21 protein-coding genes are annotated in these 21,424 nt (G+C 56.8%); 8 read left to right on the plus strand and 13 right to left on the minus strand.

The genetic code is table 11. The features are described from left to right. The first annotated feature begins 79 nt into the window (after nucleotides 1–79). On the plus strand, nucleotides 80–400 hold the full coding sequence (locus tag ACA064_RS11040) for a DMT family transporter (RefSeq protein ID WP_497673381.1): 321 nt from the start codon (nucleotides 80–82) through the stop codon (nucleotides 398–400). Between the two features lie 42 nt (nucleotides 401–442). Here the strand turns inward: ACA064_RS11040 and ACA064_RS11045 are convergent, their stop codons facing one another. The 4 genes from ACA064_RS11045 to ACA064_RS11060 form a co-directional block, all read right to left on the minus strand. Continuing rightward, nucleotides 443–1,351, minus strand: coding sequence for an alpha/beta fold hydrolase (locus ACA064_RS11045; RefSeq protein WP_497673382.1), 909 nt, complete (start codon nucleotides 1,349–1,351; stop codon nucleotides 443–445). Between the two features lie 151 nt (nucleotides 1,352–1,502). Further along, a complete protein-coding gene (locus ACA064_RS11050; RefSeq protein ID WP_497674219.1) occupies nucleotides 1,503–1,973 on the minus strand; it encodes a hypothetical protein in 471 nt (156 codons plus the stop codon). Nucleotides 1,974–2,064: 91 nt separating this feature from the next. Continuing rightward, nucleotides 2,065–2,352: a hypothetical protein gene (locus tag ACA064_RS11055; RefSeq protein WP_497673383.1), complete on the minus strand. Its 288-nt coding sequence runs from the start codon at nucleotides 2,350–2,352 to the stop codon at nucleotides 2,065–2,067. Nucleotides 2,353–2,419: 67 nt separating this feature from the next. Continuing rightward, a protein-coding gene (locus ACA064_RS11060) for an IS3 family transposase (protein WP_497673384.1) occupies nucleotides 2,420–3,582 on the minus strand; the annotation gives its coding sequence in 2 pieces (ribosomal slippage) (nucleotides 2,420–3,327 and nucleotides 3,327–3,582; 1,164 coding nt in all). A 79-nt stretch (nucleotides 3,583–3,661) separates the two neighbouring features. On the opposite strand from ACA064_RS11060, the gene ACA064_RS11065 reads away from it, so the two are divergent. Further along, nucleotides 3,662–3,844 carry a hypothetical protein gene (locus ACA064_RS11065; protein ID WP_497673385.1) on the plus strand — a complete coding sequence of 61 codons (183 nt, stop codon included), beginning with the start codon at nucleotides 3,662–3,664 and terminating at the stop codon, nucleotides 3,842–3,844. Nucleotides 3,845–4,137: 293 nt separating this feature from the next. Here the strand turns inward: ACA064_RS11065 and ACA064_RS11070 are convergent, their stop codons facing one another. Continuing rightward, nucleotides 4,138–5,556 carry a purine-cytosine permease family protein gene (locus ACA064_RS11070; RefSeq protein WP_497673386.1) on the minus strand — a complete coding sequence of 473 codons (1,419 nt, stop codon included), beginning with the start codon at nucleotides 5,554–5,556 and terminating at the stop codon, nucleotides 4,138–4,140. A 272-nt stretch (nucleotides 5,557–5,828) separates the two neighbouring features. Here ACA064_RS11070 and ACA064_RS11075 point away from each other — a divergent pair, with 272 nt between their 5' ends. Then, nucleotides 5,829–6,740: a LysR family transcriptional regulator gene (locus tag ACA064_RS11075; protein ID WP_497673387.1), complete on the plus strand. Its 912-nt coding sequence runs from the start codon at nucleotides 5,829–5,831 to the stop codon at nucleotides 6,738–6,740. A gap of 15 nt (nucleotides 6,741–6,755) precedes the next feature. On the opposite strand, the gene argE is transcribed toward ACA064_RS11075, so the two are convergent. The 7 genes from argE to ACA064_RS11110 form a co-directional block, all read right to left on the minus strand. Next, the gene (gene argE / locus ACA064_RS11080) at nucleotides 6,756–7,907 is read right to left on the minus strand and encodes an acetylornithine deacetylase (protein WP_497673388.1); all 1,152 of its coding nucleotides are present in this window, start codon (nucleotides 7,905–7,907) and stop codon (nucleotides 6,756–6,758) included. After that, nucleotides 7,904–8,581, minus strand: a complete 678-nt coding sequence (locus ACA064_RS11085; protein WP_497673389.1) for a DUF1028 domain-containing protein — start codon at nucleotides 8,579–8,581, stop codon at nucleotides 7,904–7,906. The genes argE and ACA064_RS11085 overlap by 4 nt, the downstream gene beginning before the upstream one ends. Nucleotides 8,582–8,652: 71 nt before the next feature. Next, entirely contained in the window at nucleotides 8,653–9,069 is a 417-nt protein-coding gene (locus tag ACA064_RS11090; protein ID WP_008027166.1) for a RidA family protein, read from the minus strand. A gap of 54 nt (nucleotides 9,070–9,123) precedes the next feature. Next, nucleotides 9,124–10,434 carry a flavin-containing monooxygenase gene (locus ACA064_RS11095; RefSeq protein ID WP_497673390.1) on the minus strand — a complete coding sequence of 437 codons (1,311 nt, stop codon included), beginning with the start codon at nucleotides 10,432–10,434 and terminating at the stop codon, nucleotides 9,124–9,126. A 161-nt stretch (nucleotides 10,435–10,595) separates the two neighbouring features. Further along, nucleotides 10,596–12,632 (minus strand): LTA synthase family protein, encoded by a 2,037-nt coding sequence (locus tag ACA064_RS11100; RefSeq protein WP_497673391.1) that lies wholly within the window; start codon nucleotides 12,630–12,632, stop codon nucleotides 10,596–10,598. A gap of 34 nt (nucleotides 12,633–12,666) precedes the next feature. After that, nucleotides 12,667–13,284 carry a hypothetical protein gene (locus ACA064_RS11105; RefSeq protein ID WP_497673392.1) on the minus strand — a complete coding sequence of 206 codons (618 nt, stop codon included), beginning with the start codon at nucleotides 13,282–13,284 and terminating at the stop codon, nucleotides 12,667–12,669. Further along, on the minus strand, nucleotides 13,281–14,579 hold the full coding sequence (locus ACA064_RS11110; RefSeq protein ID WP_497673393.1) for a sialidase family protein: 1,299 nt from the start codon (nucleotides 14,577–14,579) through the stop codon (nucleotides 13,281–13,283). Before ACA064_RS11110 ends, ACA064_RS11105 begins: the two co-directional genes overlap by 4 nt. 615 nt (nucleotides 14,580–15,194) lie before the next feature. On the opposite strand from ACA064_RS11110, the gene ACA064_RS11115 reads away from it, so the two are divergent. From ACA064_RS11115 to ACA064_RS11135, 5 genes are read left to right on the plus strand one after another with little or no spacing between them, the layout of a single operon-like run. Then, a complete protein-coding gene (locus tag ACA064_RS11115; RefSeq protein ID WP_497673394.1) occupies nucleotides 15,195–16,667 on the plus strand; it encodes a c-type cytochrome in 1,473 nt (490 codons plus the stop codon). A gap of 49 nt (nucleotides 16,668–16,716) precedes the next feature. Beyond that, the gene (gene ctaD, locus ACA064_RS11120) at nucleotides 16,717–18,492 is read left to right on the plus strand and encodes a cytochrome c oxidase subunit I (RefSeq protein WP_497674220.1); all 1,776 of its coding nucleotides are present in this window, start codon (nucleotides 16,717–16,719) and stop codon (nucleotides 18,490–18,492) included. Beyond that, nucleotides 18,489–19,181 (plus strand): cytochrome c oxidase subunit 3, encoded by a 693-nt coding sequence (locus ACA064_RS11125; protein ID WP_497673395.1) that lies wholly within the window; start codon nucleotides 18,489–18,491, stop codon nucleotides 19,179–19,181. Before ctaD ends, ACA064_RS11125 begins: the two co-directional genes overlap by 4 nt. A gap of 5 nt (nucleotides 19,182–19,186) precedes the next feature. Beyond that, a complete protein-coding gene (locus ACA064_RS11130; protein ID WP_497673396.1) occupies nucleotides 19,187–19,900 on the plus strand; it encodes a heme-copper oxidase subunit III family protein in 714 nt (237 codons plus the stop codon). Nucleotides 19,901–19,938: 38 nt separating this feature from the next. Continuing rightward, nucleotides 19,939–20,256: a cytochrome C oxidase subunit IV family protein gene (locus ACA064_RS11135; RefSeq protein ID WP_497674221.1), complete on the plus strand. Its 318-nt coding sequence runs from the start codon at nucleotides 19,939–19,941 to the stop codon at nucleotides 20,254–20,256. Nucleotides 20,257–20,429: 173 nt separating this feature from the next. On the opposite strand, the gene ACA064_RS11140 is transcribed toward ACA064_RS11135, so the two are convergent. Next, nucleotides 20,430–21,407: an IS5 family transposase gene (locus ACA064_RS11140; protein ID WP_497669155.1), complete on the minus strand. Its 978-nt coding sequence runs from the start codon at nucleotides 21,405–21,407 to the stop codon at nucleotides 20,430–20,432. Nucleotides 21,408–21,424: the final 17 nt, after the last annotated feature.

A 21,424-nucleotide genomic window follows, 5' to 3' on the forward strand; every position in this document is an offset into this window, starting at 1 on the left:
TTTAAGCGAGTGCTTCGCGCTCTCACCAAACCTCGCCCGGTGGTAACGCTCGGCGAGTCAACGAACGGATCTATTACCTATGGCATGGGCACTACTTGGCATCGCTGGCATTCTCGAAATCGCATTCGCCTTCTTCATGAAGGGGTCTGAAGGTTTCACCCGATTGACCCCTGGACTCTTTGCGGCCGCCACCGGCTTGTCGAGTGTCTTTCTTCTTTCACTCTCGCTTCGTACGCTGCCCGTGGGGACTGCCTACGCGGTCTGGACCGGTATCGGCGCGGCAGGTACCGCGATTCTGGGAATGGCGGTGCTGGGCGACTCCACTACGCCGCTGAGGATTCTCTGTATTGTTGTCATTCTGGCAGGCGTTATCGGACTCAAGCTGGTCTCGGGAAACTGAGGATGATTGCAGCACAAGAAATCCTTCTGAGACCTCGACACGTCATTGCGCGATGAAGTCGCGAATCGTTCGAATAGTCTGTGTTGGCGCCTCTTCCATCAGCCAATGTCCTGCCCCCGGAACCACCACTTCCGTGACCTTGTCCGCTGCGTTGCGCATCACGATCGCTTGATTGCCCCCGAAGGATTTTTCACCACCGATGGCCAGCACCGGCATAGTCAGCCGCGTCGCCATTGAAGCTTTATTGTCCAGCTCATCCTGGCGAATGCTGCGGAACTGGGCAAAGGCTGCGCGCATGTTGCCGGGGCGGGCATAGAGAGTGGCGTAATGCCGACGGGTTTCTTCATCCACCTTCGTGGGGTCGCCCGCGAACTCGTTCCAGAACCGGTCCAGGTAGATTCGCTCACGCCCGGCGACCAAACGTTCAGCATCCGGCCCGCCGAAATCGAAGTGCCAAAGCATCGGTGAACGGACAATTTCGTTCCAGGGCGTAATGCCTGGCACGGGCGCATCCATCACTACCAGGCGATCGGTCAGCTGCGGATAACGCGCGGCGTAAGCGTAGGCGACCATGGTGCCGATGTCGTGACCGATGACCACTGAGTGTTCGATACCCAGCGCTGCCAACACCCCACGGATGTCGCCCGCCTGGGTCTTTTTGTCGTAGCCGCTGTCCGGGATCGACGACAAGCCCATGCCGCGAAGGTCCGGCACCACGACCGTGTGATCCCTGGCCAGCTCGGCGGCCAGTGGCGCCCACATGTCGCCGGTGTCGCCGAAGCCATGCAGGAGAACCACCGCCGGCCCCTTGCCGCCGACGCGTACATGGAGCGTGACGCTTTCTATAGGGATGTTCTGGATACGAAAGGAGTCGGGGAATGGGGTCACTCCGGCCTGTGCAGGGAGGCATAGCGCCAGCAGCATTAAAGCGCTCAACAGGGTGCGGATCATGACGATGTCTCCAGCAGTACGCGTGTAAGTCGCGCCCCCCTGCACCGGCAAGCCGCTACGCGCGAAAGAGCGAGTTGTCCGAGGCAAAGCAGGGTACGGCTTGGAGTAGCGTAGTCTGCTTTGTGAAAGTCCTGGACCTGTTGGCTGCCTATTACGGAGTGTGTTTGGCCAGGGTCGCCTTTAGCGCTACGGTGATAAGAGCAATCAGGATGGATTCGGAACTCGACTGCATCTCTCCTCCAATAGTGGATTGCTGTGCTTTCACTTTACCCATGTATTTCGATGCGCGACCTTCAGATGCGAGGGATGACAACTCTTCTTCAGAGAAAGACTTTCCATAAGCCTGCGCAAGGTTCTCGTCCCAGTCAGGCTGATACTGCGGAAGCAATGCGCTGATTTGCTCAGCCACGGCACTGTTTGCACCTGTGCTTCCCAGCTTTGAAGCGATCATCGCGTATGTGGTCGTTCTCTGCGCTGCCGACAGTGCAAGGGCAGAGAGATTACTGCCCATGTGTGCCTGGGCTACGAGCGTGCGAGCTGCATTAAGAGAGGATGTTTCAGCAGACACTGAACTTGCCAGCGCGAATAACACGGTCAATGCAATTGTGGCAGAAGAAATCATTTTCACAATTTGACTCCATGGGAGGGTTCGCCGCGATTCGACCGAAAAAAAGGTGACCTTTTCTTAATAATTTGAATGGGTTGTTAGAGAATTACTCTACGCTTTCTTTTGTAATGTTGAATGCAAAACCATTCACACCCCACGAAAAAATCAACTTTGCTGCTACGGCCCCAGAGAAGAATACCGCCAGAATATTTGTTAAGAGAATGGCGGGTATGTAGAGCATGCCGAAGTTGGAAAGCAACATGCCAAACGGTAGGTTGACGAATAGCAGCGGGACTATGCTGAATAAAAGCGTGAGGCCGAATAGCTTAAGAACAAATTTTGCGGCGAAACCTAAGGTCGCTTCGGTCCGATTTGCGGATTGGCTTTTTTCCATGGTTGACTTCCCTCTATGGGGTGGTTTTTCGGCTTGTCAGTCATGCCGCCGGATCCTTATGTAGTGGTCAACTAATCCCGGACACGACGTTAAGTTTTTCTTCGGCCCGAGCTGGCGCCAGCCCACCGTTGAATTGATGGGGTCGAATCCAGTTGTACCGATGCATCAAGAAATGGCTGATATCGCGCTGGGCCTCTTGAGCAGTTCTGTAACCCAGAGTCGGTATCCATTCGGTTTTCAAGCTGCGGAACACCCGCTCCATCGGCGCGTTGTCCCAGCAATTTCCCCGGCGACTCATGCTCTGGCGCATTCGATAACGCCACAGCCGCTGGCGAAATAAACGACTCGCATACTGCGACCCTTGATCCGAGTGAAACAGCAGGCCCTGAGGCCTTCCACGTTGCTCGTAGGCCATATCCAGTGCCTTGATAACCAACTCGGCGTCCGGCTTTTCCGACAATGCCCAGCCCACCACCCGGCGCGCGCAAAGATCCAGCACGACCGCCAGATAGTGCCATTTCCCCTGGGCCCAAATGTAGGTGATGTCGCCGCACCACACCTGGTTGGGTGCCGGGACATCGAACTCCCGATTCAAGATGTTCGGGATATCCAACCGTTCAACCATTGCTCGTTTATAGGCATGAGAACCTGGCTGTTTGCTGACGAGGTCAAGCTCACGCATCAAGCTGCGCACTTTGAACCGACCGAGTTGCTCACCATCGTCACGCATCAACGAGAGAAGGCTACGGCTGCCGGCAGCACTGCGACTTTGTGAAAACAACTCGCTCACCCGGCTGCGCAACCGAAGCCGTTCGACATCAGGCGTTCGGCGCTTGAGGCGGTAGGCGTAGTAGCTTGAGCGGTTGATTTCAAACACTTTGCACAGCCAATCAACCGGCTCATGGACGCTCAGCTGATTGATCAGCGCGTACGCTCGTGATCTTCCGACATCAAGAGCGCGGTAGCCTTTTTTAATATCGATTTTTCCCGTTCAAGGCGGGCGATCCGGGCTTCCAGCTCCGGGATTTTCTGCTGTTCCGGTGTCAGCGCTTTGCTCTGCGGGGTAACGCCTTTGCGCTCCTGCTGAACCTGACTGACCCAGCGGCGTAGTGCCGACTCGCCGACGCCGAGTGAACGGCTGGCTTCGATGTAGCTGTAGTCTTGCTTGAGCACAAGGTCGGCAGCCTCGCGTTTGAATTCAGCAGAAAAGGAACGGCGTTGTTTGGTCATCTGACACCTCGATCTGGCGAGCATTCTCGCCTAAATGGGTGTCCGGTTTCATTAGACCACTACATTGCAGGCTCGGCAGGTGTATTTCGAACCTGTTCTGCATTTAGACTTCGCGGTCTATTCATCCGGGCCCAAAGTGAAGAAAGAGGGCAGCTACACCACCATCACGTATCCCGATAGCAGTATCGAGATGGATGGTCGGTGGGGACCGAATTTCCGCAAATTGCAGGCCATGCGCCTTGCTGCGGAGAACAAGAAATGAAATCTGCTCCGACAATTAGCAGGTGAACAAGCGCACTCGCGTCTGAATGCCTGAATATTCGCAGTGCAGCGGGAGCAAGCTCCCTCGCCACGGTGGGTGGTTTCCTACAAGATTTTAGGAGCTGAAGATCAAAAGATCGCAGCCTGCGGCAGCTCCTACGCCGATTGGGAATGGTTGCTCAGAAACGACAAAGCCCCGAATCATCGGGGCTTTGTCCTTTGCGCGACAATCAACATTGATGTTGAATGTCAGGGCCTCTTCGCGAGCAAGCCCGTCCCCGCAGGGATTGCGCTTCAACTCATGCTGTTGGCCAATTTCCCGGTCGTCAACCGGCGCTTGTAGGCGCTGTCGCGGCTGGCCAACCAGAAATACAACGGCGAAGTCACCAGCAACCCCACCACCCAGGACAAATCAGCTCCATTGATATGCTCGGAAATCGGCCCGACATACAGCGGCGTGTTCATGAACGGAATCTGCACCGCAATCCCGATCGCATAAGCCAACAGCGCCTGCGGGTTGTACCGTCCATAGATCCCGCCATCGACCTGGAAGATCGAGTCGATGTCGTACTGACCTTTGTGAATGGCGTAGAAGTCGATCAGGTTGATCGCGGTCCACGGCACCAGTACCACCAGTAACACCAGCACCATGTCGACGAAGTGGCCGATGAAGTCGGCGGAGGCGCCGACGGCAGCGAAGCAGCAAGCGGCGAGGACGATGACCGAGAGTATCGCGCGGCTTTTGGCGGTGGGGATCCAGCGATGGGCGAAGGTCTGCACCAGGGTGATAAGTGACAGCACGGCGCCGTACAGGTTGAGGGCGTTGTGGCTGATGACGCTGAGCAGGAACAGCACGAGCATCAATGGGCCGATGGAGCCGGTGGCGAGTTTTACCGCGTCCATGGTGTCCATGCCCACGGGTGTTGCCAATACCGCGACGGCGCCGAAGATGAACGACAGGCTGGAGCCGAGCGCCGAGCCGAGGTAGGTGGTCCAGAACGTTGCGGCGACTGGCACATCCTCTGGCAGGTAACGCGAGTAGTCGGACACGTAGGGTGCGAAGGCGATCTGCCAGAGTGCCGCCAAGGAAACGGTGGCCAGCCAGCCGGAGATGTTGAAGCTGCCGCGGGTGAGGAAATCGGCGGTCTGGACGTGGGTGAGGATGTAGCCGAAGCCCAGCACGATGCCGATGCCCAGCACCCAGGTGCCGATGCGGTTGAGCACGTGGATGAAGCGGTAGCCGATGATGCCGATGATGCCCGAACCGAGGGCGCCGATGACGATGCCCACCGGCACCGGCACGCTGTCGACCACGCCGTGCAGGGACTTGCCGGCGAGGACGATGTTGGAGGCGAAGAAGCCGATGTACATGATGCCGGCGATCAGCACCACCAGCAGTGCGCCGAGCGAACCGAACTGGGCGCGGCTCTGGATCATTTGCGGAATGCCCATCTGCGGGCCTTGGGCCGAGTGCAAGGCCATCAGCACGCCGCCGACCAGGTGCCCGACCAGAATGGCGACGATGCCCCATACCAGGTTCAGCTGAAACAGTTGCACGCCCAGGGCGCCGGTGACGATGGGCAATGGCGCGATGTTGCCGCCGAACCAGAGGGTGAACAGGTCCCTGACCTTTCCGTGGCGATCTTCGGGGGGCACGTAGCCAATCGTGTGTTTTTCGATAAGCGGAGCGGAGGTTGTTGCTGTGGTGACCATGGCGAACTCCAAGGCAAGGATGAGTACGTGGACGTACTTCGGTGAGCGCCACGCGAACGACGCTTTTCTTGTTGGAGCGATGATGTGCAATGCGTCGGGATAGATAAATTAGTAAGTTTGTTGCTTCAAACCTTAAAAAATATATGCCCGGGGTTTTTGCGCGTCCGGTATGTTCAGGGTTGATCGCGGGTCGCCTCTGGTCCTCTGTAGGTGACGGTGTATGGCCATGACTATTCGTCCTTGATCTTGATGTTCTGTTTCTGGAGGTCCCCATGGCCGCTTACAACCTGCGACAGCTCAGGTATTTCGTCACCACCGCCGAGTGCGGCAGCGTCGCGGAAGCCTCGCGCAAGCTCTATATCGCCCAGCCGTCGGTGTCGTCCGCGATCAAACACCTTGAAGAAAGCTTTGGTGTGCAGCTGTTTATCCGGCATCACGCCCAGGGTGTTTCGCTGACACCGAGCGGTTCGCGGTTTTACCGAAAGGCACTGGAGCTGCTGCGAGTCGCTCACGAGTTTGAGCAGAACGCGCTGGCGGACAACGATGTGGTGGCGGGGCAGATCGATATTGGCTGCTTTGAAACCGTGGCGCCGTTGTACCTGCCGCGGTTGATCGCCGGTTTCAAAGAGCGTTGGCCGGGTGTTGAGATCCGGATTCGCGATGGCGAGCAGCAGGAGTTGGTGCAGGCACTGACCGCCGGTAGCATTGATCTGGCGATGCTGTTCGAGCATGACCTGGACAGCACGATTGAGACGGTTCCGCTGATGCCGCCGCAGCAGCCGTATGCCTTGCTGCCTGCGGACCATCGCTTTGCGCAGCAGGCGAAAGTGTCGCTGGATGATCTGGTACTGGAGCCGATGATTTTGTTGGATGTGGTGCCGAGTCGCACCTACTTCGTGAGCATTTTTGAAGAGCGCGGGCTGAGGCCGCACATTGTGTTCAGCTCGCCTTCGATCGAGATGGTGCGGGGAATGGTCGGGCGGGGTTTTGGATTTTCGATCCTGGTGACCAAGCCGTTTTCTGAATACACCTATGACGGGCAGAAAGTCGTGTGTGTACCGCTGGCCGAAACCGTAACCGGCTCCGGGTTATCCGCGGCGTGGCTGAGAAGGGCGCAACTGACCAAACCGGTGCAGCTGTTCGTGGATCATTGCCGTGAAGAACTGGCCCGACTGTATACCTGAGCGTCGGGCCAATCATCAGCTGCTAATCGACAGTAGCATCCGTTGCAGCATTTCATCGCAGCCGTTCAATTGTTCCAGGCTGACAAACTCGTCCGGTTTGTGGCCCTGATCCATGCTGCCGGGGCCGCATACCACCGTGGGAATACCTGCGGCGTCAAACAGCCCACCCTCGGTTCCGAACGCCACCGTACCAAACTCCCGGGAACTCGAAAACGCGGCGATCAGCTCAGCGGCTTCGCTGTGCGCATCGGTTGCCAAACCGGGATAGGCCGACAATTCACTGAAGCGGATCTCACTCTGATCACTCACGGCGCGCATGCGGGGTAGCACCTGCTGCTCAGCGTAGGTTTTCAGTTCTTGCGCAACCACGCTTGGGTCGTGTGAGGGCAGGGCGCGGATTTCAAAGTCGAAGCGGCAATCCGCAGGAACGATGTTCAAGGCCTTGCCACCGGAGATGACCCCGGTTTGCACCGTGCTGAATGGCGGGTCGAAACGGGCGTCGTGATGCTCTGGCGCTTTCAACCTCTGGCCAATTCGCCCCAGTTCACCAATCAGTTCGGCGGCGTATTCAATGGCGTTGACCCCGAGCGGGGCGTACGCGGAATGGCAGGCCTCACCGTGAATATCGCAGCGCATCGCCAGTTTGCCTTTATGGCCAAGTACCGGTTTGAGCTCGGTCGGCTCGCCAATGATGCAGAGCATCGGTTTGACCGGGCGCTGCTCCAGCGCTTTGAGCAACGAACGCACGCCAAGGCAGCCGACTTCCTCATCGTACGAAAGCGCGATATGCACCGGCAGCCTCAGCGTTGCCTTCACCAGCGACGGAACCAGGGCGAGGACGCAGGCGATGTAGCCTTTCATATCCGCCGTGCCGCGACCGTACAGTTTGCCGTTGCGCTCAGTGAGTTCGAACGGCGCAACGGTCCACGGCTGACCGTCGACGGGCACCACATCGGTGTGGCCCGACAGCACGATGCCCGGCCGATCCGCCGGGCCGATGGTCGCGAACAGATTGGCCTTGCTGCGCTGCTCGTTGTAGACCAGCTCGCAAGGCACATCAAAACTGGCGAGGTAGTCGCGGACAAACTCGATGAGCTGCAGGTTGGATTCGCGGCTCGTGGTGTCGAACGCCACCAAGGCTTTCAGCAAATCGAGGCTGTTGCTCATCGGTCGTCTCCGGCGACGCCGTAGCCAGGAGATTTGTCGGGGGCCAGGGCACGGTCGATGTAGTCCTGAACCTGCGGGCGATAGGCGTCCCACAACTGCTCCAACCGGCCAATCGGATCCTCATCAGCCCAATCGACCCGCAGGTTGATGATCGGCCAGGTCAGCTCGCCGACCACCACCACCGCCGCCGAATGCACCGGCCCGGCTTCGCCTCCCGCCACCACAGCTGCTTTCATCGCCGTGAGCAAGCGATCGGTCAGTTGTCCCTCGCCGTTCTCGAACGCCCTGACCATGGCCTCGATCACCGAACGATCCGCCAGCATGTTGCCGGCGGCCACGCATTGTTCACCCGACACGGCATTGTGGTTGCCCAGGGTTTCCGAGCCGCTGAAGTGCGCGGTGCGGCCGAGGTGGTCGATCGCGGTGATTTGTCGATATTGGCTGTAGCCGTTGCGGGTCAGGACCTTGTCCAGGGCCTCGGCCGGCGCGAGGCCTTGTTCCATGAGCGCGAGGGTTTCCGGGCCGAGGGAGGGTAGGGTGATGTTTTGCGTCGAGACGGCACCGACACCGGGAAGCAGCCAGGGGCAGCGGGCGCCGACGGCGATGCTTGAGGAACTGATCGCGATGCCGAGCTGACCGGTTTCGGGGCAACGTGCGGTGATGGAGAAGGTCATATGTTGGCTCCTTGGTTAGCCTTGGCGAAAGGGGCGTCTGTGCGGGCGCCATCGCGACTCGGTCTGCTTCCTTACTCAGGAATCACCGCAATCACATCAATCTCCATCAACCACTGCGGCTGACCCAATGCCGAAACCACCAGCCCGGTCGAGATCGGAAACACCCCTTTAAGCCACTTGCCAACTTCCTGATAAACCGGCTCGCGGTAACGCGGATCGATCAGGTAGGTGGTGGTTTTCACGATATGGCTGAGGTCGCTACCGGCCTCTTCCAGCAACTGTTTGACGTTGCGCATGGCTTGCTCGGTTTGCGCACGCGGGTCGCCCAGGCCCACCAGGTTGCCTTCGAAATCGGTGCCGACCTGGCCGCGAACATAAACGGTGTTGCCGGCCCGGACGGCTTGGCACAGGTCGTTGTCCAGGCTCTGGTTCGGGTAGGTTTCCTTGGTGTTGAACATGCGAATACGGGTATGGGTTGGCGTGGACATTTGAAGCTCCTAAAGAAAGTTCGGCCCGGCGCTGCTTAGGCGCCGGCGCGGATATCAAGCGCTGACAGTGGTTTTACGGGCGACCGGGACGGTGTCAGCCTCGCGCTGCAGGGCATCCCGGTAGTCGAGGTACGAACGCTGGATGGCGATGTGGTCAGCCACATACTTGGCGTCGTGCCAAACGCCCCAGATGAACGACGAACCGCGACGCGACTGCCACGGCAGGCCCAGGAAATACACGCCAGGCTCGCTCGACACGCCGCGCTGATGCTGCGGCTTACCCTTGTCGTCGAAGGCGTCGACCTTCAGCCAGCTGTAATCCGTGGCAAAACCGGTGGCCCAGATGATCGAAGTCACGCCGGCCTTGGCCAGATCGAACTGCAGAATGGGATTGGTCACGCACTCGGGATCCGGGAAGGTAATGCGCGCTTCAGGTTCTTCCGGCAGGTCCAGACCATTGCGCTCGATGTAGGCGTCGGCGGCATTGAGCAGCGCCAGATAGTTCTCATCGCCGCGTGCCAGGTTGTCGGCAAGATTCGGCTGGAAGGTCGCCACGGCGCCATTGAACGATTGCGTCAGACCCACCAGCGTCATCCCGCGATGGGCAAGCCCGCGGAAGTCCACCGTGCGGCCGCCATGGGCACCGCTGACGGCGATGGTCACGTGTTCCCGGCCGGGCTTCATGGCCGCCTGATCCCATTCGCCGAGCACCCCCAGCCACCAGCAAAAATCACGGTTGCGATAGGCGCGAGGAGGGCGATCGTGTGCGCCCACCGAGAGGTAAACCTGTCTGCCGGAACGCTGCAATTCATCGGCGATCTGCACCCCCGACGACCCGGCGCCGACTACCAGAACCGCGCCTTCGGGCAGTTGCGCTGGATTGCGGTATTCGGCCGAGTGAATCTGTACGAATTGCTCATCTTTCGGCGCGATTGGCGGGATAACCGGACGTTGGAAAGGCCCGGTGGCGGCCACCACGCGATTGGCCTCGATCACGCCCTCGGAAGTTTCAATCGTGAAGCCCGGCCGACCGACATTGCGTTCAACCTTCTTCACGTCCACGCCAGTGCGGATGGGGGCATTGAATTTCCTGGCATAGGCCTCGAAATAATCGGCTACCCGCTCTTTCGGGGCAAAGCCGTCGGGGCTGAGATCGTCGAATTCAAGACCGGGAAAACGGTCGTGCCAGGCCGGACCATTGGCCACCAACGAATCCCAGCGGCCGGTGCGCCAGCGTTCGGCGATACGATTGCGCTCCAGCACGAGGTGCGGCACACCGAGTTTGCTCAAGTGCTCACTCATGGCCACACCAGCCTGACCGGCGCCCACAATCAGCGTATCTATTTTTATTTTTTCAGTGGTCATCTCTCTACCCTTCGAAGTTGGATTCAGGTCGGTTGTGGCCTGCCATCTCTTGGGGTCAAGACTAGGGATCACCCTTGTATCGGTAAAATATTATTAAGCTGTCATTTGAGTATAAATAACTGATGCAGAGCCTTTGGCTCAGTGCCAGTGTGCACTCGCAGTCACTGCCGCACGTTCTGGTACAACATCAACCTTGAGGTTTCATGCATGGCGCGGGTCAGCTCCATCAGGCGTTTGAACTCTTCAGGGTTTTGCTGAGCCACGTCGTCCTTCGGCGTCAGTGAGGCCAGGTCGTGGAGACTCGGCAAGCTGCCGTCGTGCTCCATCTGCACCATATAGTGTTGAGTAACGCCGGCAATTAACGGGAACGTGCCTTCACGTAATACCAACGGCACCACGCGTTCACCCTCGGGCGCTGGCTGCTGAATATCACGACCCATGCCGCTGTTGCGAAACTCAAGGCCGGCCATGCCCGCCACGGTTGGCAGCAAGTCCACCAGGCCGACCGCTTCCTTGACGTTACGCGTCCCGAGCAAGCCAGGCGCGTGGATGATCATCGGCACCGCATTGCTTTCCAGGCCCAGTTGCTCATAAGCCGGTGCCAGGAAAGGGATCTGGGCGATACGGGTGTTATGGTCGCCAAACAGCACGAAAATGGTGTTGTCGTAGTAGCCACCTGCTTTGGCGATTTCCATCAAGCGTCCGATGTTGAAGTCCAGCAAGCGCACTGCGTTGTACTGCTCGACACTGCGCGATCCTGCGGCCTGTACTTCGGCCAGGGTAGGGTGCTTGACCTCGAATCCATCATTGCTCTTGGGAATCGTGAAGGGACGATGGTTACCGGCAGTCTGTACATACGCAAAGAACGGTTTGTCCTTGGGCAGTGCTTGCAGGACCTTGTCGGTTTCCTTGAACAGATCCAGATCTGAAATCCCCCAGACATCCACCACAGGGGATTTCCAGTCCCGCTCCTCTAACAAACGAACTCCGTCGATGCTTTGCCGAATCAAGGCATTCATATTGGCCCAGCCGGAGTTGCCGCCGATGGTGTAGATCTTCTCGTAATCGGTGAAAGCATTGATCAGTGAATGCTGCTTGGTAATCAGCGGATTACGCGTCGCGGTTTGCTGGCGCGTAACGTCAGGGACCCCGGTAATGCTGGCCCAGACGGTTTTTGCGGTCCCTGTGACCGGAACATAGAAGTGCTCGAAGAACCAGCTCTGCGTGGCCAAGCGATCGAGATTGGGCGTCGGATTGATCGGGTTGCCATAGGCCCCGACGGCACTGGTACCCAGCGACTCAAGCATGACGAACATCACGTTCGGTGGCCGGGAGCCCGGTATCTTGTAGGGTTGTGGCGTCTGGTTACGGACGAAATTGAGGGTTTGTGGATCGGGCTGGTCGACGCCCAGGTACTTGGCCATGACCGCGTAGTGTTCGCGCACCTGCGCTTCGTCATAGCGCGACTGGCCGACCTTGACCGTGTCGTAGAGGAACATTACCGGGTTCAGGCCCAACGCGGCGATCTTGTCATTGCCCGAGAAGAACGCATCGCTCCAACGCAACGGGACAGGGTTTTCAAGGTTCATGTTCTCGACACGGCCCAGAACACCCAGCAGCACCAGCACGACCATCACCGCGCCACCCCACGCCGCGGAGATCGGGTGAATGGGCTTGCGGGGGCGGTCCAGCGTCACGTGTTCCAGACGCACCAGCGCCAGTGTCACCAGCGCGACCGTTGCCAGCCAACCCAGTGAAATCCAGATAACCGGGTAGGTTTGCCAGACCATATCACGGGATATTTGCGCATCCTCGATGAAACGCAGCACGGTGGCGTTGATCCTCACGCCCAGGTACGCGTAATGGCCAAAATCGATGATGTAGATCAGCAGCAGGACGCTCAGGGATGCCAATACATACGCGCGGGCGATCCGGCGAAGCAGGCGGCTGCCGACAAGATTCCAGCGAGGAACCCAGGCCAGCAATGCCAACGGCAGCATCATCATAATGGCCAGCCGCAGATCGAAACGAAAGCCGATGCCCAAGGTTTTCAGGACGGTATCTTCGTCGATCAGGGCTCTGGCGTCGAAACCGGAAAAGCCGAAAAAGAACACCACCCGCAGCAGCGCAAACAGCGCAAACATAATCGCTGTTGCGCCTAACCAATAATGCAAACGTCTCGATTGCAGCCAACCCATCCATGTTCCCCTGTCAAAAAAATGCCGTTGAATCTCAAATGGATCCGGATACGTTTCGCACTGCGCCGCGCCGCTTGATCAGCGAACCATAGGTCCAGCGCGTAGCAAGCATCAGCAGTGCCGCGCAGCAATACAGACCCAGTAGCGGATCAACCAGGTAATCCCAGTAGTTTTGCGAAGGTTTTATCCCGGCGACGAAGGCCAGGGTCGCGCTGGCCAGCATCACGACTGCCAGACCGTTGCGCAGGTAAAACAGGCTTAACGTGAGCAGTGCGACGAAAATCAGCATTGGGCGCGGGCTGTAGCCGAACCGATAAGGGTCCAGATAACTCAAGCCCAGGGTTGCCGGGTAGAGCACCAGGGCCATCGCGGCAAAGAGGATCAATACGCTGGTTTGACCTTGCCGCGCAGGCGGCAAGACACCCAGTCGACGTAAACAGCCCCACGCCATAAACACCAGTGACGTGACCGCAAGGTCATCAATGTGGCTGCGCAAGTAAGCGGCCAACGACAACCCGTCCAGCGGTATGAAGCTGGCTGCCAACAATGCGACCAACAGCGCGATACGCCCAGCCCTGTTTAAGCCAAAAGAGGGCAGCAACAGGAAGATGATCATTGCGAAGCTGACATGGGCTTGCCACAGGTTAATCATTTGAGACGCTCGGACAGCCACGCATCATTGAAGGTGACGTGCTTGATGAAGGTATTGTTCCAGGAATAAACCAAGTGATACATACCGTCGGGACTTCGGATGAAGTACGGGTATTCATATTCAAACTTGCACTCTTGATCAGTACATACCCGGTCGTCGAGGTTATTCAGGAACTGTGCCTCCAGCGGCTGGCGAAGCGCGCCACTGGAACCGCGAAACTCATTGCCAATGATTTCCTTGTAGGCCTCGGGTGAAAAAGGAGCACCCTGTGAATCAGGTGATTTGTCCAGGTCCCGCAACGAGCGCCAATCGTCCATTTTTGCGTCGGTACCATACAGACTTAACTTGAAGCGCCCCTCCTGCAGGTCATTGAGCGCTACCAGCAACCCATGTTCGGGAGTCGCAACGGCCGCCAACGAGGAATTCGGATTCGATGGATCGAGCGGATAAGGTTCACTCCAGGTTTGTCCGGCATCTTCAGTGCGGGTCGCCAGCACCCGGTGGTGGGTGTTGCCGGCATAGCGCAACAAGGCGATGCCGCGCTGTCCATCCAGCGGAACTACCGTCGGCTGCAATGAATTATTGCCGCGGCTAATGCGGAATTTATCGATCACATCACCGTCTGCGCTCAAGTAGAGGTACTCGGCGAACTTGCCCAGAAATTCGTGGTAGATCGGTAAGCCGATGGAGCCGTCGGCATGAAACACCGGTGCCGAGCGGACCAGGGTGCTGATGTTCAGAAAGGGTGAAGTGATCAGCTGGCGCGGAGCGGACCAATGTCCACCAAAGTCGTCTGAAACCATCACATTGACCGCACTACCGGCCCAGCCGCCCATGGACACGGACACGTAGAACAACCACAGGCGATTGTCCGGCGCGAGTGCAACCACCGGATTGCCCAGCTTGCGAATGTATTTTTGAGTGCCCCGTTGTGTCGAATCCCGAGTCGCCAATACCTGTTCAGCCCCCCACTCGCCGGTTTTCGCGTCGAAACGGGCGGAACGCACCTGCACATCGGCTGCGCCTTCGCGGGAGCCGGCGAACCAGACCGTCATCAGGCTGCCGTCAGGCAAGGCTGTTACCGCCGAGGAATGCACGAAGTCCACCAGCCCGGATGAGGCAAAACGGCTGGTATAAATGGGCTTGGCCACTTGTTCGGCCACAGCCATTACCGGATTCATCAGGGCAAAGGAGGAATGCGTAGCAGGAGGGTGGGTAAACCATGCGCCCGCAAATAGGCAAGAAAGCGCAAGGTAAGCACAGAAGGCGGTAAGGCTGGGTAATGTGATGCGCATAATTAAAGCAGAGCATCTCTTGGCCCGAATAGCCCCGCAACGTAACACCTGTAGTTACAAACTCGGTCTTTCACGAGCTCCTGCTTTGTAAGCAAATGTTTGTAGCGCCCTGATCGACCCAGATTTTCAACCGAAACTCCTTGTAACTCAACCACTTGTAGCCTTCAGCAGGCGTCTGACCGTTGATCAAAAACCTGGTTTCGACGGTGACCTGCGATCTTTTGATCTTGATCTTGTGGGAGCGAGCCTGCTCGCGATGAAGGCAGCCGGCTTTGAAAAGTTTTTTCAGAGTTCCCCTAATCATTCTGACTGATCGGAAACAAGTCGCCAGGCCCATTTAGTCCCGGGAGAGGTGATGCTGAATATCTACAGTTATATGTAGCGAATAGCTTTTAAACGAATAACTAAATGTTGGAATTGGAATATCCGGGCGTCAGGTTTTTCACAAAAAGCGCTTGTTTCGTCCATGCACTATACTTCTTGCTGGCTTTGTCGCCAGGGTGGGGGGTATTTGTCTACCCTGTTTGGGCGTCAGATTAATATTAATTTGACGATGCTGCTTAGTGGTGATGCTTTTGGATAGCCAATGAGTAACAGGAATAGGATGAAGAGAAAATGGCAATAGCAATTATCTTGATTCTAATCGTTGTTGCATCAGTGCTGTTCCACATCCTGGCGCCTTGGCATGCGACCCCGGCAGCTTCCAACTGGGGGTCAATAGACACCACCCTGTTCATCACCCTGATCATTAGCGGGATATTTTTCATCGCCATCACGGTATTCATGGCGGTAGCCGTGATTCGTTATCGTCACAAGGAGGGTGCCAGGGCGCACTACCAGCCAGAAAGTAAAAAACTGGAGTTATGGTTAATTATCGTTACCTCGGTAGGTATTGCCGCGATGTTGGCGCCAGGTCTGGTTGTTTACAATGATTTCGTCCGGGTGCCGAAAAATGCTTATGAACTTGAAGTGGTCGCCCAGCAGTGGCAGTGGGCCTTTCGTTTTCCCGGCCAAGACGGCAAGCTGGGCAGATCGGATATCAAGTTTGTTGATTCCGCCAATCCCCTCGGCCTTGATCCCAAGGATCCTGCCGGGCAGGACGATGTGCTTATAAAAAACAATGAAATTCGCCTTCCGCTCGATCAGCCAGTGAAAGTTTTACTGCGTTCTAAAGATGTGCTGCACAATTTCTATGTACCGCAAATTCGCAGCAAGATGGACATGGTGCCAGGGATGGTGTCGCACTTTTGGTTTACCCCGACTAAAACCGGGAAATATGAAGTCCTTTGCGCTGAATATTGTGGCGTAGGTCATTACAACATGCGCGGCCATATGATCGTGGAAGAACAGAACGCCTTCGATCAATGGCTGAGCAGCCAACCGACTTTTGCGCAGACATTAACCACAGCTGCCAAGCCCAGTCGGGACAGCGTGCTGGAAAAAGGCCGCTTGTTGGTCGCAAACCTCGGCTGCAGTGCCTGCCATAGCCAGGATGGCAGCACCAGTCTCGGCCCGGGATGGAAGGGACTGTACGGCCGCACTGAACAGCTTGCCGATGGCACCAGTGTACTGGTCGATGAGGCCTACCTGAAAGAGTCGATCCGCGATCCGAAGGCCCGATTGGTACAGGGTTACCCGCCGGTCATGGTGGCCTATACTCTCACTGAAGATGAACTGGGTGCGCTCGTCGCCCTGATCAAATCACTGGGTGCTGCGCGGCAAGACGATGAACCTCCTGCCAGCGAAGCGTCGGGCCCAGGTGACGACTTGGCGGCGCAGGGCCAGCGGCTGGCCGAGTCGCTTGGCTGTCTGGCCTGCCACAGTGTCGATGGCAGCAAGGGCGTCGGCCCCAGCTGGCAGGGCCTGTATGGCGAGACACAAACCCTTGCCGACGGTACGACGATAAAGGTCGATGAGGGCTATTTAAAAGAGTCGGTTCTTAATCCCGGTGCCAAAATCGTCAAGGGCTATGCAGCCGTCATGCCGGCCTTTGCTCCGAGCGATAAGGAGTTGAACGCACTGATCGCTTTTATCAAATCCAAAGCGAATGCCGACGCTGATGCGAGCAAGGCGGAGCCAGGGAAGTAGCCGTAAAGGAGCCAGAAATACACCGAAACTTCAGCAGGAGGATGACGTGATGGCCTATGCGGAGCATGCCGAAACAGAAGTACTGCACGAGCCAAAAAGTTTCCTGACCAAATATATCTGGAGTCAGGACCACAAGGTCATAGCCGTTCAATATTCCTTGACGGCTCTATTCGTGGGCCTTATAGCCGTGGTGCTGTCCGGCTTGATGCGCATGCAGATAGGCTTCCCCGGTAGTTTGGAGTTCATGGACGCCAGTACCTACTATCAGGCGATGACCATGCACGGCATGATCATGGTCATTTATTTGCTGACGGCCTTGTTTCTGGGTGGCTTCGGCAACTATCTGATCCCGTTGATGGTGGGGGCCCGCGACATGGTCTTCCCCTATGTCAACATGCTCAGTTACTGGCTCTACCTGCTGGCGGTACTGGTGTTGCTCTCCAGTTTCTTTGTCCCTGGCGGCACCACCGGTGCGGGTTGGACGCTCTATCCGCCACAGGCCATTACTCAGGGGACACCGGGGACCGAGTGGGGCATCGTACTGATGCTCGTCTCACTGGCGATTTTTATTGTCGCCACCACCATGGGCGGGTTGAACTACGTAACCACGGTGTTGCAGGCGCGCACGCACGGCATGACATTGTTTCGCATGCCGCTCTCCGTATGGGGAATCTTCATGGCCTCGATCATGGCCTTGCTGGCCTTCCCGGCGTTGTTGGTCAGTGCGGTCATGATGCTGTTTGACAAACTGTTGGGCACCAGCTTCTTTATGCCGGCGATGATCTCGCTGGGCCAGCAGCTCGATCACCAAGGTGGCAGCCCGATATTATTCCAGCATCTGTTCTGGTTCTTCGGCCACCCGGAAGTCTACATCGTTGCTCTCCCCGCGTTTGGTCTGGTCTCCGACTTGATCAGCACGCATGCGCGTAAAAATATCTTCGGCTACCGAATGATGGTGTGGGCCATTATTGCGATTGGCGTACTCAGTTTTGTGGTGTGGGCGCACCATATGTATGTCAGCGGAATGAACCCGTACTTTGGCTTTTTCTTCGCCATCACCACCTTGATCATCGCGGTGCCGACCGCCCTGAAAGTCTACAACTGGGTGCTGACCCTGTGGCAGGGCGACATCCATCTGACCGTGCCGATGCTGTTTGCCTTGGCCTTTATCGTCACCTTCCTGGTCGGCGGTCTGACCGGGTTGTTTCTCGGCAATGTGATCGTGGATATTCCGCTCTCGGACACCTATTTTGTCGTAGCCCATTTTCATATGGTCATGGGTGTCGCACCGGTCCTGGTGGTGTTCGGCGGCATTTATCACTGGTTCCCGAAAGTAACCGGGCGCATGACGAACGAGACCCTGGGCAAGCTGCATTTCTGGATTACCTTTCTGGGCACCTACGCGATCTTCTTCCCCATGCACTACCTGGGTTTCCAGGGCATGCCACGCCGCTACTACGCCTATGAAAACTTCGAGTTCATCCCGCAGTCGGCGCAAGATTTGAATGCCTTCATTACGGTGGTCGCATTGATCGTCGGCGTTTCCCAACTGCTGTTCCTGTTCAACCTGGCCTGGAGTGTATTTAAAGGCAAGCCCGCAGGCAGTAATCCCTGGGGCGCGGCCAGTCTGGAATGGCAAACGCCGAACACCCCGCCGATACACGGTAACTGGGGAGCGGAGCTGCCGGTCGTGCATCGCTGGGCCTATGACTACAGTGTGCCGGGGATAGAACAGGATTTCGTTCCGCAAACGGTCTCCGCCGAGGAGTTGGAGCACCTGCGGCAACTCAGTGCCGGCACCAAAATAGCGGACGTTAAAACATGAACAGACTGCTATTGAGAAACGCCGACGGCGCTGACCCCGGCGGCAGTTGGAATCGCGATCCTGAGGATATTCAGGCCGCCGCGGGTGCCGACAGAAGCCAGACCGCGAGAATAGGCCTGCGCTTGTTTCTGGTCGTGGTGAGCTCGTTATTTTTTCTCTTCCTGATCGCCTTTATCGCCCGCTCGCAAATGGCCGACTGGCTACCCCTGACAGAGCCCTTGGCGCCGTTGGCCAATCCATGGCAGCTATGGCTGAATACGGCTTTTCTGGTATTCAGTTGCATCGCATTGCAATGGTCGCGTATGGCCGCCCGGCAGGCTCGACTGGACGCAACTGTCATTGGTTTTGCATTGGGGGGCGTATTTGCAATTGCCTTTCTGGCGGGACAAGTCTGGGTCTGGCAGCAGTTTGTCGCCTGGGGCTACTTTGTCGCCAGCAATCCGGCCAACAGTTTCTTTTACCTGTTGACCGGCCTGCATGGGCTCCACCTGCTGGGCGGGCTGATAGCCTGGGGCAGAACCGTCGCTAAATTCCTGCATCGTGTGCCGTTGCCGCAACTCAGCGCCAGCGTAGAGCTCTGTGCCATCTATTGGCATTACTTGTTGGGTCTTTGGTTTGTGCTATTCGCTCTGCTCACCAGCACACCGGAAACCTATGAAGCCATCGCCAGATTCTGCGGCCTGAGGTAAAAGCCATGGCATCGCACCCCCCAGCCCCAGGCGAGTCCAGTTCATCCAATCCACCAAGCTCGCTGCCTGCACCGGGATGGCAGGGCATCGCCAGCGACTGGGCCTCGGATAGAGAGGCTTTCAAGCAGGTCCCCTGGGGCAAGGCGATGATGTGGATATTCCTGCTCAGCGATACTTTTATTTTCACCTGTTTTTTAATCGGCTACATGTCTGTACGCCTGACCATCACCACCCCCTGGCCGAACCCCAGTGAAGTGTTCGCATTGACGATCGGCGGTAAAGATATCCCACTTATTCTGATTGCCATCATGACCTTTGTGCTGATCAGTAGCAGCGGCACCATGGCCATGGCAGTCAATTTCGCCTATCGCCGTGATCGCGCGAAAACCACTGCCCTGATGCTGGCGACCGCAGCCTTGGGTGCGGCCTTCGTTGGCATGCAGGCATTTGAATGGAGCAAGCTCATCGCAGAAGGGGTGCGTCCCTGGGGGAACCCCATGGGGGCGGCGCAATTTGGTGCCAGCTTTTTCATGATTACCGGTTTCCACGGACTGCATGTGTCCCTCGGCGTCATCTACCTCAGCATTGTGGCGCTGAAAGTATTGCGGGGAGATTATGAGCGCTCCGGAAACTATCAGATCGTCGAGATAGCCGGGCTTTACTGGCACTTCGTGGACTTGGTGTGGGTGTTTATTTTTGCGTTCTTCTATTTATGGTAGGTCCAAGAGGCAACAGGTTCTGAAGAGGAGCACTGATGATGGCGCATGCTCAGAGTCAGCAACATCCAATTAGTTTGTACCTTAAAATCTGGGGGCTGTTATTCGTCCTCAGCACGATGTCGTATCTTGTCGACTATTTTCACTTCCAGGGCTACCTCAGGTGGTCCCTGATTATCACTTTCATGTTGTTGAAGGCAGGTTTGATTATCTCCATCTTCATGCATATGGCCTGGGAACGGTTGGCCTTGGTCTATGCCATATTGATGCCACCTTTGTGTTTACTGGTGCTCGTCGGACTGATGGTCTCCGAGGCGGACTATGTTTTCCTCAGTCGGGTAGTTTTCTTCGGCCAATAAGCAACTTCCGGATGGCCGGATGGCCTTAAGGAAGGTCTGAAGTACCCACCGATTTTTGATGCCCTCTCTGTGAGAGGTTCAAAAAACGCTGATTCGGTCGAAAATCGGACCTTTCCACTCTTTAATTCATGATTTTTCCTCTAATCGCGCTGTTTCAGGGCGATTAGCCCGCATTACAGGCGCACCTCTCCTGCATTCAACAATCGTTTTCGCACCATCCACAGGTTCGACAAGGCGAACAACGTCGTCTGCTGAGCGATGTTTTTCGCCAGACCACGAAAGCGCACTTTCGTATAGCCAAACTGGCGCTTGATCACTCGAAACGGATGCTCAACCTTGGCTCTGACTTGCGCTTTCGCATACTCAATCCCGCGTAGCACGCTACCGATCACCGTGTCTTTGCCATGCTCTTTGTACGAACTGGGCCGGGCAGAAATCGACCAAATCATCTTGCGATCCTGATGTTCTGGGCGTTTCTGCACCCCGGTGTAACCGGCATCGCCACAGACGTGAACTTCTTCTCCGTGAAGCAATTGATCCACTTGTGTCACGTCCGCCACGTTGGCGGGAGTACCGACAACGCTATGAACCAAGCCCGAATCCGCATCAACGCCAATGTGGGATTTCATTCCAAAATAGTACTGATTTCCTTTCTTGGTCTGATGCATCTCGGGGTCGCGTTTCTTGTCTTTATTCTTGGTTGAGCTGGGTGCATGAATGATCGTCGCATCCACGATCGTTCCGTGACGCAACATCAATCCACGGTCACCCAGATAACCGTTGATAACCTGCAAAATCCCACCCGCCAGCTCATGTTTCTCCAGCAAGCGGCGGAAGTTGAGAATCGTGGTTTCGTCAGGAATTCGATCCAGATGCAGCCCTGCAAACTGGCGCAGGATCGTCGTTTCATACAGCGATTCTTCCATCGCCGGATCGCTGTAGCCGAACCAGTTCTGCATCAGATGAACCCGCAACATGGCCAGCAACGGATACGCCGGACGACCACCTTCACCCTTCGGATAATGCGGTTCGATCAAGGCAATCAAACCCTTCCAGGGCACGACTTGATCCATCTCGATCAGGAAGCGCTCGCGGCGGGTCTGCTTACGTTTACCGGCATACTCGGCATCGGCGAAGGACATCTGTTTCATCGGGGCTCAACCGTTCG

The organism is Pseudomonas sp. LBUM1658 (assembly GCF_059716055.1).

Coding starts and splice junctions, on each gene's coding strand:
- ACA064_RS11075 (WP_497673387.1), top strand. CDS start 5,829: ATGGCCGCTTACAACCTGCGACAGCTCAGGTATTTCGTCACCACCGCC.
- ACA064_RS11130 (WP_497673396.1), top strand. CDS start 19,187: ATGGCATCGCACCCCCCAGCCCCAGGCGAGTCCAGTTCATCCAATCCA.
- ACA064_RS11055 (WP_497673383.1), bottom strand. CDS start 2,352: ATGGAAAAAAGCCAATCCGCAAATCGGACCGAAGCGACCTTAGGTTTC.
- ACA064_RS11045 (WP_497673382.1), bottom strand. CDS start 1,351: ATGATCCGCACCCTGTTGAGCGCTTTAATGCTGCTGGCGCTATGCCTC.
- ctaD (WP_497674220.1), top strand. CDS start 16,717: ATGGCCTATGCGGAGCATGCCGAAACAGAAGTACTGCACGAGCCAAAA.
- ACA064_RS11090 (WP_008027166.1), bottom strand. CDS start 9,069: ATGTCCACGCCAACCCATACCCGTATTCGCATGTTCAACACCAAGGAA.
- ACA064_RS11095 (WP_497673390.1), bottom strand. CDS start 10,434: ATGACCACTGAAAAAATAAAAATAGATACGCTGATTGTGGGCGCCGGT.
- ACA064_RS11040 (WP_497673381.1), top strand. CDS start 80: ATGGCATGGGCACTACTTGGCATCGCTGGCATTCTCGAAATCGCATTC.
- ACA064_RS11135 (WP_497674221.1), top strand. CDS start 19,939: ATGGCGCATGCTCAGAGTCAGCAACATCCAATTAGTTTGTACCTTAAA.
- ACA064_RS11070 (WP_497673386.1), bottom strand. CDS start 5,556: ATGGTCACCACAGCAACAACCTCCGCTCCGCTTATCGAAAAACACACG.
- ACA064_RS11115 (WP_497673394.1), top strand. CDS start 15,195: ATGGCAATAGCAATTATCTTGATTCTAATCGTTGTTGCATCAGTGCTG.
- ACA064_RS11050 (WP_497674219.1), bottom strand. CDS start 1,973: ATGATTTCTTCTGCCACAATTGCATTGACCGTGTTATTCGCGCTGGCA.
- ACA064_RS11085 (WP_497673389.1), bottom strand. CDS start 8,581: ATGACCTTCTCCATCACCGCACGTTGCCCCGAAACCGGTCAGCTCGGC.
- ACA064_RS11110 (WP_497673393.1), bottom strand. CDS start 14,579: ATGCGCATCACATTACCCAGCCTTACCGCCTTCTGTGCTTACCTTGCG.
- ACA064_RS11105 (WP_497673392.1), bottom strand. CDS start 13,284: ATGATTAACCTGTGGCAAGCCCATGTCAGCTTCGCAATGATCATCTTC.
- argE (WP_497673388.1), bottom strand. CDS start 7,907: ATGAGCAACAGCCTCGATTTGCTGAAAGCCTTGGTGGCGTTCGACACC.
- ACA064_RS11125 (WP_497673395.1), top strand. CDS start 18,489: ATGAACAGACTGCTATTGAGAAACGCCGACGGCGCTGACCCCGGCGGC.
- ACA064_RS11100 (WP_497673391.1), bottom strand. CDS start 12,632: ATGGGTTGGCTGCAATCGAGACGTTTGCATTATTGGTTAGGCGCAACA.
- ACA064_RS11140 (WP_497669155.1), bottom strand. CDS start 21,407: ATGAAACAGATGTCCTTCGCCGATGCCGAGTATGCCGGTAAACGTAAG.